13 protein-coding genes are annotated in these 14,072 nt (G+C 60.6%); 8 read left to right on the top strand and 5 right to left on the bottom strand.

The window, feature by feature from the left end:
- Positions 1-152 precede the first annotated feature (152 nt).
- From MRS74_RS01705 to MRS74_RS01670, 8 genes are all read left to right on the top strand, one after another.
- Positions 153-1,034 carry a mitochondrial fission ELM1 family protein gene (locus tag MRS74_RS01705; RefSeq protein ID WP_254578539.1) on the top strand — a complete coding sequence of 294 codons (882 nt, stop codon included), beginning with the start codon at positions 153-155 and terminating at the stop codon, positions 1,032-1,034.
- On the top strand, positions 1,031-2,131 hold the full coding sequence (locus MRS74_RS01700) for a glycosyltransferase family 4 protein (protein WP_254578538.1): 1,101 nt from the start codon (positions 1,031-1,033) through the stop codon (positions 2,129-2,131). The genes MRS74_RS01705 and MRS74_RS01700 overlap by 4 nt, the downstream gene beginning before the upstream one ends.
- On the top strand, positions 2,128-2,934 hold the full coding sequence (locus MRS74_RS01695) for a polysaccharide deacetylase family protein (protein ID WP_254578537.1): 807 nt from the start codon (positions 2,128-2,130) through the stop codon (positions 2,932-2,934). The genes MRS74_RS01700 and MRS74_RS01695 overlap by 4 nt, the downstream gene beginning before the upstream one ends.
- Before the next feature lie 7 nt (positions 2,935-2,941).
- Positions 2,942-3,931 carry a glycosyltransferase gene (locus MRS74_RS01690; RefSeq protein ID WP_254578536.1) on the top strand — a complete coding sequence of 330 codons (990 nt, stop codon included), beginning with the start codon at positions 2,942-2,944 and terminating at the stop codon, positions 3,929-3,931.
- Positions 3,924-4,958 carry an ELM1/GtrOC1 family putative glycosyltransferase gene (locus tag MRS74_RS01685; RefSeq protein ID WP_254578535.1) on the top strand — a complete coding sequence of 345 codons (1,035 nt, stop codon included), beginning with the start codon at positions 3,924-3,926 and terminating at the stop codon, positions 4,956-4,958. The genes MRS74_RS01690 and MRS74_RS01685 overlap by 8 nt, the downstream gene beginning before the upstream one ends.
- Before the next feature lie 63 nt (positions 4,959-5,021).
- Positions 5,022-6,071 (top strand): glycosyltransferase, encoded by a 1,050-nt coding sequence (locus MRS74_RS01680; protein WP_254578534.1) that lies wholly within the window; start codon positions 5,022-5,024, stop codon positions 6,069-6,071.
- 63 nt (positions 6,072-6,134) lie between these two features.
- Positions 6,135-7,703, top strand: a complete 1,569-nt coding sequence (locus MRS74_RS01675; protein WP_254578533.1) for a capsular polysaccharide export protein, LipB/KpsS family — start codon at positions 6,135-6,137, stop codon at positions 7,701-7,703.
- Between the two features lie 66 nt (positions 7,704-7,769).
- Complete coding sequence (locus tag MRS74_RS01670; protein WP_254578532.1) at positions 7,770-8,747, top strand: sulfotransferase family protein; 978 nt, start codon at positions 7,770-7,772, stop codon at positions 8,745-8,747.
- Positions 8,748-8,815: 68 nt separating this feature from the next.
- On the opposite strand, the gene MRS74_RS01665 is transcribed toward MRS74_RS01670, so the two are convergent.
- From MRS74_RS01665 to lpxL, 5 genes are read right to left on the bottom strand one after another with little or no spacing between them, the layout of a single operon-like run.
- Positions 8,816-9,502 (bottom strand): acylneuraminate cytidylyltransferase family protein, encoded by a 687-nt coding sequence (locus tag MRS74_RS01665; RefSeq protein WP_254578531.1) that lies wholly within the window; start codon positions 9,500-9,502, stop codon positions 8,816-8,818.
- Positions 9,502-10,653, bottom strand: a complete 1,152-nt coding sequence (gene neuC / locus MRS74_RS01660) for a UDP-N-acetylglucosamine 2-epimerase (RefSeq protein ID WP_254578530.1) — start codon at positions 10,651-10,653, stop codon at positions 9,502-9,504. The genes MRS74_RS01665 and neuC overlap by 1 nt, the downstream gene beginning before the upstream one ends.
- The gene (locus MRS74_RS01655) at positions 10,650-11,663 is read right to left on the bottom strand and encodes an N-acetylneuraminate synthase family protein (protein WP_254578529.1); all 1,014 of its coding nucleotides are present in this window, start codon (positions 11,661-11,663) and stop codon (positions 10,650-10,652) included. Before MRS74_RS01655 ends, neuC begins: the two co-directional genes overlap by 4 nt.
- Positions 11,660-12,673, bottom strand: coding sequence for a hypothetical protein (locus tag MRS74_RS01650; protein ID WP_254578528.1), 1,014 nt, complete (start codon positions 12,671-12,673; stop codon positions 11,660-11,662). The genes MRS74_RS01655 and MRS74_RS01650 overlap by 4 nt, the downstream gene beginning before the upstream one ends.
- Entirely contained in the window at positions 12,670-13,629 is a 960-nt protein-coding gene (gene lpxL / locus MRS74_RS01645; RefSeq protein ID WP_254578527.1) for an LpxL/LpxP family Kdo(2)-lipid IV(A) lauroyl/palmitoleoyl acyltransferase, read from the bottom strand. Before lpxL ends, MRS74_RS01650 begins: the two co-directional genes overlap by 4 nt.
- Positions 13,630-14,072: the final 443 nt, after the last annotated feature.

Below are 14,072 nucleotides of genomic sequence, written 5' to 3'. Positions count from 1 at the left end.
GGCGCCTGTGACGTGGGTCTTTGACGGGAATTTGATTATCATGGTCAGCCGGCTGTGCAGGCGCAAGCCTCGCCCGCGTGGGCAAAGGGCCATGCATAGTCGCCACGCCCGTAACTTTCGCCCTTAAAGACAGGCTCGCAACAGGATGCTCAGTGACCCATATCTGCATTATCAGCGACGGCAAGCCTGGGCACCTCAACCAGTCGTTGGGACTGGCCCGTGCGGTGCAGGCGTTGCAGCCCGACGCCGTGATCGAAACCCGATCACCACTGTCGGGCTCGCAGCTGATGCAGGCGTTTCTGGGGCGACTGAAATGGCCAACCTCCAAACCCTCGCTGCTGATAGGTGCCGGTCACGGCACTCATCTGAGTCTGCTGGCGCTGCGCAGGATCTGCGGTGCGCCAGCCGTGGTGCTGATGCGCCCAAGCCTGCCGCTGGGCTGGTTTGATCTGTGTCTTATTCCGGAACACGACTGTCCGCCTGTGCGCGGCAATGTGATCAGCACCCAGGGTGCGCTCAATCGGATGCAGCCTGGTTCCAAGGCCCCCGGCTATGGCTTGATTCTGCTGGGTGGGCCGTCGAAACATTTTCAGTGGAATGATGAACAGATACTGGCGCAGCTGCGTATTCTGCTGGCGCGCGATCCGCGTCACTGGCGGGTCGTGACCTCCAGACGCACGCCGCTATCCATGCAGCAGGCGCTGGCCGCCATCCCGGGTATTGAACTGGTCTTGCCCGAACAGACCGACGCCGACTGGCTGCCGGCGCAGCTGGGTGCGGCAGAGTGTTGCTGGGTCAGTGCTGATAGCGTGTCGATGATCTACGAAGCACTCAGCGCCGGTTGTGCGGTGGGCCTGCTGGATCTTGAGCCCGCTGCCGACAGTCGAGTGGCGCGGGGTGTCGCGAGTCTGTTGCAGCGCGCCCAGGTGTGCTCGCTGGCGCAATGGCAGGGCCAGCCGTTAGAGGCGCCGGCACAGGGATTCAATGAAGCGGGACGCTGTGCCCAGGAGCTACAGGAGCGGTTTCTTTTATGAAGGTCGTGCAATTGTTACCGGCCCTGCAGGGCGGCGGTGTCGAGAAGGGCACGCTGGAAGTGGCCCGCGCGCTGGTGGAACAGGGCCATGAGTCTATTGTGATTTCTGCCGGCGGCCGCATGGTAGAACCGCTGGAGCGCGACGGCAGCCGTCATCTGTGCTGGGACCTGGGGCGCAAGTCTCCCTGGACGCTGCGCAACATCTGGGCCCTCAGGCAATGGCTGAAGCAGGAGCAGCCGGACATTCTGCATCTGCGCTCGCGCATGCCGGCCTGGGTGGCCTGGCATGCGTGGAAAGGCCTGCCGAAAAACACCCGTCCAGGCCTGGTGACAACTGTGCATGGCCTGTATTCGGTGTCTGGTTACAGTGGCATCATGTGCCGGGGTGAGCGGGTGATCGCGGTATCGAAAACGGTTGAAGCCTACATTCGAGACAACTACCCGCAGACCGACATGTCGCGGCTAAGGCGCATCTATCGCGGCATCGACCCGCTGGAGTTCCCCCATGGCTACAGACCGGAGTCGGCCTGGCTTGAACGTTGGAAATCTGAATATCCGGCGCTTGTCGGTAAGCGGGTGCTTACTCTTCCCGGTCGCCTGACGAGGCTCAAGGGGCATAATGACTTTATCGACCTGATACTGGCGCTGAAAACCGCCGGTAGTCCGGTACATGGTCTGATCGTCGGCGGTGAAGATCCCAAGCGCCAGGCCTATGCCCAGGAAATCCGCACACGCATCAAGGCGCTGGATCTGGGCGCCGACATCACCCTGACCGGTGGGCGCGATGATATCCGTGATATCTACGCCATATCCGACCTGGTGCTGTCGCTGTCGACCAAGCCCGAGTCCTTTGGCCGCACCGTGGCCGAGGCACTGAGCATGGGTGTGCCGGTGGCCGGTTATGCCCACGGTGGCGTGGGAGAAATACTGGCCGCACTCTATCCCGCAGGTGCCGTGCCGCTGGGTGACAAGGAGGCTCTGGCAGGTACCGTTAGAGCGCTGCTGGGCGGTGGTGAGCGCCCGAGCGGGAATTCGGTTTTCCTGCAAAGCACTATGCTGGAACAGACCCTGGCGGTGTACCGGGAGCTCTGTCCTTGATCTGGCTAGGCGTGACACTGTTGCTGGCCAGTGCTGTTTTCAGCCACCGCTATGCCTGGTGGCGCCCCGCTGTGGATAACTCGCACCCCCGCATCCTGATGTACCACATGGTGAGTGAGCATCGCCCGAGGGCCAGGTTCAACAAGTTGCGCGTGCCGCCGGCGATGTTCGAGTATCAGGTGCGCTGGTTGAAGCAGAACGGCTGGCACTTTGCCTTGATGTCGGAACTGGCCGATCCCGCCGCGCTGCCGGCTAAAACCGTGCTGCTGACCTTCGATGACGGCTTTGAGGACAATTATCGCAACGCTCATCCGATACTGCAGAAGTACGGCGCCTGTGCGACCCTCTATCTGGTGGTGGATCGGTTTGACCGGGACTGGTCGACGTCCAAGAAGGCCCACCACGACAGCGGCGAGCTGATGCACGAGCCCAAGCTCAGTGACGACCAGGTCCGGGCGATGCTCGCATCCGGCTGCTGGGAGCTCGGCGGCCACACGCGGACCCATGCCAACCTCGCCCGGCTAGACGCGATTGGCAAAAAGGCGGAAATCGCCGACGGGCGTGAGCAGCTTGAGCAACGCTTCGACGCACCGGTACGATCGTTCGCCTACCCCTTTGGGATCTATGATGCACAAGATGTGCGATTGACCGAAGCTGCAGGGTTCGACAACGCCGTGACCACCGTCGAGGGCATCGACGCGGATATTTGCGCGCGGCGCTTCGAGCTGAGCCGAGTGAAGGTCTCGGGCAAGGACAGCCGGTTGGCGTTCCGGCTGCGCATGCGCACCGGGCGAAGGAGTTGAGGACGGCGTGAAGGTCTTGATGTTTATGGGGGGCGATGAAGAAGGCGGTCTTGAGAAGCACTTCGTCGAGCTGGCAAACGGGCTGGCCGAGCGCTGTGAGCTGATCGCTGTGGGCCACGGGAAATATGCTGATCGCTTCAGCGCGCAGGTGCGTTTTCATGCGATCGACCTGAGCCGCGGGCGTCTGGATCCGCGTTCGCTGTGGCGGCTTGTCCGACTGATTCGCCGGGAAGTTCCCGATGTGGTGCATGCGCAGGCCAGCAAGGCGGCGCAGATGCTGGCATTGCTGCAGCGCTGGCTGCCGGGGCGCAAGGTGGCCACCATTCACAATCTGAAAACGCCAAGGGCCTTCTACGGTGGCTTTGATCGCTGCATCTGCGTCAGCCGCAATGCCGGCGAGCACCTCGGTTTGTCCCGCTATTCAGTCATCTATAACGGCGTCCGTGCCCGGCCAGCAAGCCTGCCACCGCCGGTGGCGGGCCGCCCCCGGGTACTGGCCGTGGGCCGTCTGGTCGAGGCCAAGGGCTTCGATACCCTGATTAATGCCTGGCAAGCGGTGAACGCAGAGCTTCGCATCGCCGGCAGTGGGCCGCTCGAAGCGTCCCTGCGGCGGCAGATCGCGGACCTGGGGCTCGAGGGCCGGGTTCAGCTGCTCGGTCACCGCAGTGATGTGGAGGATCTGCTCGAACAGAGCCAGCTGACCGTTATCAGCTCCCGCTGGGAGGGCTTTTCCTACGTCTTCGCCGAAAGCCTGCTGGCCGGTCGGGCCGTGATCGCCACCGATGTGCCGGTAGCCAACGAGGTGCTGCATCGGTCGCTGATCGTTCCACGGGAGGATCCCGAGGCGCTGGCGGCGATGGTCAATGCCGCGCTGCTGGATCTTGAAGGCTTCTATCGGCGATATAAGCCTTACTTCGACTTTGCCCGGGCGAATTTTACGCTCGAGCGGATGGTCGATCATACCTACGAACTCTATCGGGAGCTGCTCAATGGCTGAGTCAGACAGGCGCCGGCCGCTGCAGGTACTGCTGCTGAGCGATGGCTTGCCGGGGCATGGTAATCAGGCACGAGGCCTGGTCAACTGGCTGCGCAGCCGTTACCAACTGGAATGCCACGAACAGGAGGTCCGGCTGCGGCTGAGGCCCCTGGCGCGCCTGCTGATGCCCTGGCTGCTGCGCCTGGGACGGCCCGGCGCCGGGCTGGTCCGGTGTTTCTACCGGCTGGATTCGACCCCGGTTGGCGTGCCGGACCTGATCGTATCGGCCGGCGGCAATACCTCCTTCCTCAACGTGGCGCTGGCCCGCTTGAAAGGCGTGCCGAATGTTTTCCTCGGTTCCAAACGGCGCCTGAGGTCGGATGACTTTTCTGCTCACCTGACCCTGCAACCGACAGGCGAACCGCATAATATCGTCATGGAGCTGGTGCCAACCTTGACTGACGTCGAGGCGCAGCGCGAGGCCGGCGATGCACTGCGCCGCGAGCTGGGTGTCGAGGCTGGTGAAAAGCTTTATGCTCTGGTCATCGGGGGCAATGGCGCCGGCTTCGCCTATGACGAGGCCTCCTGGCAGCAGCTTACTCGGTTGGCTACGGAGCTGGCGCAGCGGGACCGCTGTCGCTGGCTGCTGACCACCTCGCGGCGTACCGGTAGCGCCGGCGAAGCCGTACTGCGGACGAGTCTGGACGGGCAACTGCTGGCCGCCGCCGTCTGGTGGCACGAGGCGCCCCGCAAGGTCATGAACGCCTACCTCGGGGCGGCTGATGCAGTACTGGTGACGGCCGACAGCATGTCGATGATCAACGAATGCATCGCCAGCGGCAAACCCACCCTGCTGCTCGAACCGCCCGGGGCGCAGCCCGATGCCCGCTACCGTGGAGCACTGGAGCGCTTCGTTGCGGCCGACTACTGCCGCCACCACCGGCTGGGCGAGCCACTCCCTGCACTCGGCTGGCAGGCGCCTGCGAATCAGGCCATCAGGAGCCGGCTGCTGGATGTACTCGAGCAACAGCTTGCACTGGATTCATAGTAAACTGTTGACCCAGCGGGTAACGCCGCTGCAGATCTTCGGGAACGGAACGGACGACAGGCCATGAATACAAATACACCAATTAGAGTCGCGCAGGTATTGGCGGGCGCCGCTGTGGGCGGCGCAGAGAACTTCTTCGTGCGCCTGGTGGCCGGCCTGAACGAGCGGCCCGAACTCGATACCCATGCCTTTATTCGCGGTCATGCCCATCGTCTGGAAGCGTTGAGGAGCAGCGGCGTGACGACGCAGGGATTCCGCTTCGGCGGCAAGCTGGACATACTGGGGCGGCGGAGCTTCCGTCAGGCGCTGAACGCCTTCGAGCCCGAAGTCGTCATGACCTGGATGAACCGCGCCAGCATTAGCACGCCGAAGTCCAGCCGGTACCGGCTCGTGGCGCGTCTGGGCCACTACTACAACCTCAAGTATTATCGCCACGCCGATTACTGGGTCGGGAACAGCAAGGGCATCTGCAAACACCTGATCGACGGCGGCATGCCGGCTGATCGGGTGGTGCACATACCGAACTTCGCCGACGAAACACGGGTCGAACCGTTGCCGCGCGACAGCTTCGATACGCCGAGCGATCGCCCGCTGATTCTGGCTGCTGGCCGGCTGCACGTGAACAAGGCCTTCGATGTGCTGCTGCACGCCCTGGTGGACCTGCCCGGTGTCACCCTGTGGCTGGCGGGGTCCGGGCCGGAGGAAGCCAACCTCAGGGCGTTGTGCAGCAAACTGGGTCTGGACGAGCGCGTACGCTTTCTGGGCTGGCGCAATGATGTCACCGCACTGATGCGCACCGCTGATCTTTTCGTCTGCCCGTCGCGCCACGAGGGGCTCGGCTCCATCGTGATGGAGTCCTGGGTTCATGGCTGCCCGATTGTCGCCACCAATTCCCAGGGCCCCGGTGAAGTCATCACCGACGGCCTCAGCGGACTCATTACGCCGGTCGACGATGCGCGAGCGCTGACCGCGGCGATTCGCTCGGTTTTGGAGAGTGACGATTTGCGGCGGAGCCTGATAGAAGGTGCCAGTCAGGTGTATGCCCAAGGTTACAGCCGGGAATACATCGTCAATGAATACGCGGAGTTCTACCGCAGGGTCACGGGGCGCTAGCTCGATCGTCGAGTGGGGCTCGGCAGCGGACCCTGTTACAGCAATTTTCCGGACAGATCCTGAATGAAAGTGATTCTGAGCGAATTCTCCGATCCCGCCTGGGTGCGGGCCGTCGAACGGATGCAGCAGGCGCGGGCCTGGCAGCCCGTGCTCTGGGTGGCCGAACAAAACGTCAAAATGGCGGTCGAGTCCGCCTTCCCCGAGTGTCGTTTTCTTAATCGCGTCGATGCGATCCGCATGGCGCCGCCGGCCGGCGTCGACACCGGGCGCGCCGTCGTCGGACCCGAGCTGCTCAATGCCACGGCGTATTACCAGTTGCAGGCGATCAAGATGATGGCCCGGATGGATAATGACGGCGCCTCCTTCACGGCTGAACAGCGGATGGACTATTTTCACAATCTGCTGTCGTTCTGGCAGGTCGTGCTGGATGAGCTGCAGCCGGATCTGGTGGTGTTCCTGGAATCGCCCCATGTGATTTACGACTATGCCCTCTATGCGCTGTGCTGTTTCAGAAACATCGAAACACGGATGTTTGTCCGTACCAAGATCGGTGACTATGTGGCCCCCACTGCGAGATTTGAGCACGGGCCTGAAAGCATCAGCCGGGCCATGGCCGAGATTAATGCGGCCGGGTACGACACTGCGTTGCTGCAGCGCAGCCTGCCGGATGCCATGGTCGCGGAGGTGGAACGGATTAAAGGTGATTTCGCCTCCGGCATGGAAACAACGGCCAAGGGGCAGATTGACCATTACAACAAGCGCGCCGAACGCCTGGTGTTAAAACACTACGGCAATCTGCTGAAGGATATTGTCCGGCTGAAGCTCGACTGGCTGAGAAAAACCCTGAGCGGCGATACCCTCCACAAGAGTACCTATCTGAAATCCCCGCAAGCAGCTTCGCCCCGGGAGTGGATGACAAAATACCAGTATAAAAAGGCAAAGGTGCAGGGACGGCGGCTGCGTTATGGCAATGAACAGAGTTACAGCCGCTACGCCATCATGCCGGATCTCGCTGCGCCCTATATCTATTTTCCACTGCATTTTCAGCCGGAACGCTCCACCTGCCCGGACGGCGGCTGGTTCGTCGATCAGCGTCTGGCGATAGCTAACCTGTCGGCTGTGCTGCCCGCTGGATGGAAAATCTATGTGCGTGAGCATCCTGCCTCCTTCATCGCCACGTCCCATGCTGGCAGAGGCCATATGTTAAGGCCCAAGGGCTTTTACGATGATCTGGTGGCGCTGGGCAATGTTGAGCTGGTAGGCATGGGAGTCGATCCTTTCTCGCTGACCGACAATGCCAAGGCCGTGGCGACGGTCACCGGCACCGCCGGCTGGGAGTCGGTGGTGCGGGGACGCCCGGCGCTGGTGTTCGGTGCGCCCTGGTATCGCGATTGCCCGGGTGTTTATCACGCCGATGTGGGTGCCGAGGAGCTGAGCCGGATTATTGAGAATATTGCCGATGGCAACTGCGTCGCCGAGGACGAAATTTACCGCTTTCTGCTGGCGGTGCATCGCTCCTGCATTGCCTGTCGCATCAGCACGCGCATACGCACTCAACCACTGGATACGCCGGATAATGTGGAAAAGCTGGTTGCGCTGCTAACCGGCAGCGAAGCGGTCTGCGATGCTTGAGCACAGCGGGAGCGGCGTGGTGTTCCCGCGTGACAACAATCATTCCCTGTGTCCGGGTGGAGGTCTATGAAGGGTCCGGTGTTCGTAATTGGTTTTCCGCGTTCAGGTACCACGCTGGCCCGCGCGGTCGTGGGCGCTCATCCCGAGATCGGGATGGTGAACGAGCCTGAACTGATATATGCGCTTTTTCGGGATGGCTCGCTGAAACCGCACTTCGACCCATCGGAGATTGAGTCCTTACTGAGCCGGATGGATGTGGTTGGCCTGTGCGGTGCGCACCTGGCAGGTTTGCCGGCGGAGACTGCGCAGAATCTGTCGCAACAGCAGGGCACACTGGAGCTGCAAGCTCTGTATGAGTCACTGCTGCCCAAGCCCGATACCCCGGTCTGGGGTGAAAAAAGTCTGAACAACAATTTTTTCGTCGCGCAGCTGCTGGAACTCTACCCTGATGCCGTGTTCGTTTCGGTGGTACGGGACCCGCGGGCGGTGCTGTTGTCTTTGGCGATAAAACGGGGCCTGGCCGAGGAAACCGACGAGGATCTGAAAATCCTGCATCCGGTCGAGTTGCTCAAGATGCTGGAAATTGAGAGTTACAAATGGCAGCTGTGGAACCGGATTGCGCTGCAGAACGAGCGGCAGGTCAAAACGGGAAAGTGGCTGTCTCTGCGCTACGAAGATCTGGTCGCAGATCCAGAGTCGGGGATGAAAAAACTGTGCGCAATGCTGGGTCTTGCATTTGACGAGCAGATGCTGAGCCACCGGCAGCGTGCGCAGGATCCTGTGCTTAAGACGCGCTCCGGTTACGCGCATCAGCGACTGAGCGCTGAACTGGACAGCACGCGCATCAGTGCCTACCGCAAGTGGCCCGATTGGGCGCTGGCGGTCATAGAGCAGCACTGTGGGCAGACCATGGAAGCCTTTGACTACCCAGTATCCGACCCGGGTATGTGCCGCTCGACTCTGGTTGCCCGACTGGCGGCGCGAGTGGCTGGGCTGGTCAATGCGCGCAAGAAACGCAAGTTCCGCCGTCAGCGCGGCATCTGATGCCTACCCGGGTCGGGAGACTTCCGGCCCTGGCGCAGCCCAGTGTTTATGCCGGTTCAGCTCTGGCCCTAAGGCGCCAGCAGGTGATCGAGGGCGCCCTGGCGGTAGTGGTAGTCCAGCATCAGAAGATCCTGCGGCTGGTCGATATTGACGAACTGTGTCGACTCGATGGCGGCGGTTCCGGCGGGCACGAAACCGCGGTGTTGCAACAGGGCCTCCTTGCGTATTGCATACACCGCGCCTGTCAGTTGATAGGCCGGCGGCAGGGACTGGCGCGGAACATCGCTGCGCGCGCCTTCGATGAAGGGGGCGAGCCTGTCCTGCTCCAGCCGGAACAGTTTGTAGGGGTGGGGTTCTTCCAGTCGACACACGGTGACGGCCGCCGGGTGATCGGCCAGCGCGGCGATCGCGCGATCAATCAGTTCGCCGTCCCGTATGGGGGAGGTCGGTTGCAACAGCACGATCTGCTCGCACTCGGGCAACTGTTCGAGCAAGGCCTCAATCACCTCGAAGGTGGTGGTCCTGTCGCCAGCCAGCAAGGTCGGACGCAGGCCGAGGCTGTCAGCCCCGGCCTGTCGCGCTATGTCTTCGTACTTGCTGCTGTCCGTCGAGATCAATATGCGGTCCAGTCGGCTGGACTGACGTCCGGCCCGCACCGCCAGCTCCAGCAGGCTGACGCCACCCACCGCGTGGATGTTTTTGTCCGCAATCCCCTTGGAGCCTGCCCGAGCCGGAATGACAGCGATAGTGCTCATCAGTAGCTGTTGCCTTTCTCGAAGTTCAGCTCAATCTGCGCCAGCATCCCGGCAATTTTCTTGCCGGCATCCCCGTGACCGAAGAGGCTGTCATGTTCGTAGGCCCTGGCCTGCAATTGCCTCGTAACTGCGGCCTGAACTGACGCCTGGGTGTAGTCGGCGAAGGTGACATTGGAGCCGTGTTCGCGGTTGCGCTGACGGTCTCCCACCACCACGGCGGGTACGCCCAGGAAACTGCCTTCGCGAATAAAGGACGACGAGTTGCCGATGCATACGCTGGCGTTCGCCAGTACCCGTACATAGTCTTCCGGGGAAAAGTTGCGGTAAAAGTGGAAGCCGGCGGATTCGCCCCGCTCGCGAAAGCTTCGGATTCCCTTGGCGACGTCTTCGCTGCCGGCGTCCGAGTTTGGCCAGAGTACAACCTTCTGATGATCCGGGAATTCGCACAGCGCATGCAGAGTCTCCATGACCTGCTGCATGCCATTGCCAAAACTGGTGGTGACCGGGTGCTGCACCATCAGCATATAAGGCTTGGTCCAGTCGATGGCGCTGCCCACACCACCGTATCCTGCCATGACTTCGTTATCGATGGCGGTGTCTTCATTGGCGATGACATCCATGGCCGGACAGCCATAGTTAAAGACACGATCCTCGTCTTCACCCATGCGAATCAGGCGCTCGCGCGACTGTTCGGTGCAGGGGAAGTGGATATCGGCCAGCTTGGTGATGGCATGACGCACGCGGTCATCAATATTGCCGCTGACTTCACCGCCTTGCACATGCACCAGCGGAATGTTCATGTAGCTGGCGGCAATGGCGGTGGCCATGGTCTCGTAGCGATCCGCTACCGTGACCACCATGTCGGGCTGCAGATCCTGGAAGGCGGTGGACAGTTCGACGATGCCCAGGCCGGTTGATTTCGCCTGGGTCAGGGGGGTCTCGCCTTCAACGACGTAAAAAATGCTGCGATCCGGCTCAAAGCCTTCCTTGCGAATGATATCGACAGCCCGTCCGTAGCGTTCCAGCAGTGTGGAGGCACCGACAATGAGCTGCAGCTCCAGCTCAGGGTGCTCCTGAACCGCCCTCATGACGTACTTGATCCGACCGTAGTTGGCGCGGCTCGCGACCACAACACATACTTTTCTTTTCATGCCTGTTCCAAATCTTCTGAGTTGAGGAATGCCCACTGCGACAAAGGCTGTTTCAAGGGCTGCCCGATCACCTGTTGCCAGTCACGGGCGGCAATGCCCTGCCCAGCCGGCTTTTTGGCTTCCAGATCCCCAAAACTGAGGCGGTGGCCTGCGGGTAAATCCTTGTTAACCGCCAGCGACTTTTCGAAGATGCCTTTCAGTTCCCGGTAGGGCGTCAGGTCATCCTTGTCGATGGGGTTGGCCAGGCTGGTGTCGATCATGCGAATACCCTCTACCATCTGGCTGAGCTGGTCAAGGCTGAGGGATGAGCGACTGTCGGGGCCGAACATGCGCTTGTCGAAAACAGCATGGACTTCCACCAGTTCGGCGCCCAGTGCTGCAGCGGCAATCGCCGGGTGGGGCGTGCCTGAATGATCCGACAGGCCTGTGGGCAGTCCGTAACGCTGTTTCAGTTCGCCGATTATATTGAGGCCCAGGCGTTCGGCCGGCGTCGGGTAACTGGTGGTGCACTGCATGACGGACAGCTGAATGTCGCGCGCCTGCAGGTAGCTGACGGCGGCGTCGAGCTCGTCAAAGCTGCTCATGCCCGATGACAGTATGACCGGCTTGCCGGTCTGGCTGAGGCGTTCGAGCAGGAGGAAATTACTGACTTCTCCGGAGCCCACCTTGTAGCGTTCGATGCCTATATCTTCCAGCAGGTCCACCGCGGCATTGGAAAAGGGCGAACTCATGAACTCGAGACCGACTGAATCGCAGTGTGCCTTTATCTCGGCCCACTGGGCGGCATCGAAGGACATCCGCTGCCAGTAGTCGTACCGGGTCTTGTCGACATAAGAGAATTTCACCCGAAAGGGCTCGTGGATACTGCTTTCCGCGGCCGCTATATGGGTTTGAAACTTGATGGCATCGACACCGGTCTGGGCAACAGCATCAATATAGGAGTGCAGAATACCCAGGCTGCCGTCATGGGCCTGGCCTATTTCGGCAATGACAAACGTGGGGTGTTTCATGGTGTCATGTGTCCCTTGTCGCGGATAAAGCGCGGATGGCGGCTGGCGAGCTCCTGGTACAGCTGGCGCCATTTGTCCTTGTTTGAGTTCGGGCCCAGCCTGTTCTGCGCAATTTCAAAAATGGTGACCGGCAGGCCATAGAGTAACTGCAGCGTGTCTGCGGCAGACGAGTTGAAGGTCGCGACTTCGCCTGGCAGCCAGCCCTGTACCAGAGGTTCGCACTCCAGAATATTGGCAAATCTGACCACCTCGAAGCCCAGAGGCTCGGCCAGGGGCTTGACCCGCTCTGCATCCTCGTATCGATGCAGCACATAGAGGAGTTTGCGCCCTGCGTAATGGGAGCTCACCCGTTCCAGTAGTTCGGTAAACAGGGCGGGGTCCTGGATATGTTTTGGGTGAGTATTGGAGCCAATGAACAGCACCAGATCCCGTTGTTCAAGCCCCTGACCTTTTTCGCGCAGGCAGCGGTAGTCATTTAATATATGCCGTTCGCGTGCCACCCAGGGGAGTTCATAGAGCGAAAAATACTCGGGTTTGACGTCCTTGGTGACAGTTCTTCTGCGGCGCAGCAAGCGGTCGGTGAACCGCCTCCGGGGTTCGCCCGGCGACTCGCCGTTTTCGATCCGGGACGAGAGTATGAGTATTTCATTGCCATCATCAATCAGGCAGGTGCGGTCAGGCTGCCAGGTGTTGTAAATGTGCGCATGCAGGTGTTTCAGCCAGGCGGTATAAAGGCAGTGTATCTGAGTCTGGCTGCCCAGTTTCAGCCACAGCAGCAGTGGGTAGAAGTAGCGGCTGAACAGGTTGAGTCGCAGCGGGATGACGCGATCCCAGTTGTCATCCAGCAGCGGCTTGCAGAGGTTCAGGTCGGCAGGCTTGCGATAGGTGAGCAGCAGAACATTCTGCTCCGGCCCATCCCGGTGAAAGCGGTCCCGGGCCTCAATGCAGTTAAGTAGCTGCAAGGGTGTGCGCGAGATGAACAGGTTGATGCTGCCGCTGACGACGCTCATTGGGAATCGCTCTGATGAACATCCACAGCGTCCGCGGCCTGGCGGTATAAAAAATTCTTGCCCCTGGGGTGTGTCTTGAAGCGCTTGTGCACCCACATGTACTGCGCCGGATCCTTGCGGATGGCGCGCTCAAGCTCTGCATTGATGCGTGTAGCATCGGCTTCCTCATTCCCGCTGGGAAACGGCTCGATTACCGGCAGCAATTCGAGTTCGTAGCTGTCGTCGGGCAGGCGGTGCTGGGCGAGCATCAGAATGGGGGAGTCATTTAGCTTCACCAGGCGGGTAGTGGCCGTGATGGTGGCCGCCGGGACACCGAAGAAGGGCGCATATACGGATTGCTTGATACCGAAATCCTGGTCGGGGGCGTACCAGATAATATGGTTTTTTCTGAGGGCCCGAATTACCGAACGAATGTCCGAGCGCTCGATGGCCTGGCCAAAATAGCGGCCGCGGCTGCGGGTGATAATCTCTTCCATCAGCGGGTTGTTGTGGCGTCGGTACATGGCATCCACCGGATAAAACTCCGAGAACAATAGCCCTCCGAGATCCAGCGTCGAAAAATGGGCGCCCAGCAGTATTACACCCTTACCCCGGGCAAGGGCGGCGTCCAGGTGTTCGCGCCCTTTCAGCACAGTGCGGTGGCGGAACCACTGTTTCGGTGACCACCAGGCCATCGCCGTTTCGAATACGCCGATGCCATTGTTGATAAATATTTCCCGGGTCAGATGGCGCTGTTTTTCAGCGTCGAGTTCAGGAAAGCACAGCCGGACATTGACCTCGACGACATGGCGCCGGCCGCGTGCGACCAGGTAGAGGATTTTCCCGAAGGTACGGCCCAGAGTCAGCTGGCCTGCGTAGGGCAGTCGGTTGAGTAGCCATAGCAGCCCCATGCCAAGCCAGGTCAGTCCGAATCGGGGGTGCCAGTAAGGCGGCTGTGATTGGTCTTTGCGCGCCATGTGCTTACCATACTTTTCGCCGGGTGAAGGGCTGCATTTTACGGCTGCGCGGTCCGATCGGCAAACAGCGTGTTCAGGCGTTGACTGAGGCTACGCCCTCTAATGCAAAAACACCATGGCTATTCGATGGCCTTGGCAGCCTGTGGGACTTAACACTGACCTACTCGGCTCGGGCATCCTGCTTCGCCCTAGCTCCTGCATCCATGCAGTCGTGCGGAAAAGCCGATTCTCTCCGGCAAAGAGGGGGTTATTTTATGTACTCTTTTATAACGCCACTATGCACAAGCTACATCCCTGTAGCTTGCCCGGTGGGCAGCTAACGCTGTGTGAATCGGCTATCCTGCCGATTTATCATCTCACAAGAGTTCAAAAGCTGCCTCGTTCAATCGTCAGGAGCGATAGAATGTGCAAACCCCGAAGGGGTGAAGCACATGGATGTGCTG

This window comes from Marinobacterium sedimentorum, from assembly GCF_024267675.1.
GTDB classification, from domain to species: domain Bacteria; phylum Pseudomonadota; class Gammaproteobacteria; order Pseudomonadales; family Balneatricaceae; genus Marinobacterium_A; species Marinobacterium_A sedimentorum.
The sequence above is the reverse complement of the archived record's forward strand: the minus strand, read 5'-3'. Positions and strand labels throughout refer to the sequence as shown.

What these genes read in the sequence shown, in the direction of transcription:
- MRS74_RS01665 (WP_254578531.1), bottom strand. Translation starts at nt 9,502, where the DNA reads ATGAGCACTATCGCTGTCATTCCGGCTCGGGCAGGCTCCAAGGGGATT.
- MRS74_RS01700 (WP_254578538.1), top strand. Translation starts at nt 1,031, where the DNA reads ATGAAGGTCGTGCAATTGTTACCGGCCCTGCAGGGCGGCGGTGTCGAG.
- MRS74_RS01675 (WP_254578533.1), top strand. Translation starts at nt 6,135, where the DNA reads ATGAAAGTGATTCTGAGCGAATTCTCCGATCCCGCCTGGGTGCGGGCC.
- MRS74_RS01680 (WP_254578534.1), top strand. Translation starts at nt 5,022, where the DNA reads ATGAATACAAATACACCAATTAGAGTCGCGCAGGTATTGGCGGGCGCC.
- neuC (WP_254578530.1), bottom strand. Translation starts at nt 10,653, where the DNA reads ATGAAAAGAAAAGTATGTGTTGTGGTCGCGAGCCGCGCCAACTACGGT.
- MRS74_RS01650 (WP_254578528.1), bottom strand. Translation starts at nt 12,673, where the DNA reads ATGAGCGTCGTCAGCGGCAGCATCAACCTGTTCATCTCGCGCACACCC.
- MRS74_RS01655 (WP_254578529.1), bottom strand. Translation starts at nt 11,663, where the DNA reads ATGAAACACCCCACGTTTGTCATTGCCGAAATAGGCCAGGCCCATGAC.
- lpxL (WP_254578527.1), bottom strand. Translation starts at nt 13,629, where the DNA reads ATGGCGCGCAAAGACCAATCACAGCCGCCTTACTGGCACCCCCGATTC.
- MRS74_RS01685 (WP_254578535.1), top strand. Translation starts at nt 3,924, where the DNA reads ATGGCTGAGTCAGACAGGCGCCGGCCGCTGCAGGTACTGCTGCTGAGC.
- MRS74_RS01670 (WP_254578532.1), top strand. Translation starts at nt 7,770, where the DNA reads ATGAAGGGTCCGGTGTTCGTAATTGGTTTTCCGCGTTCAGGTACCACG.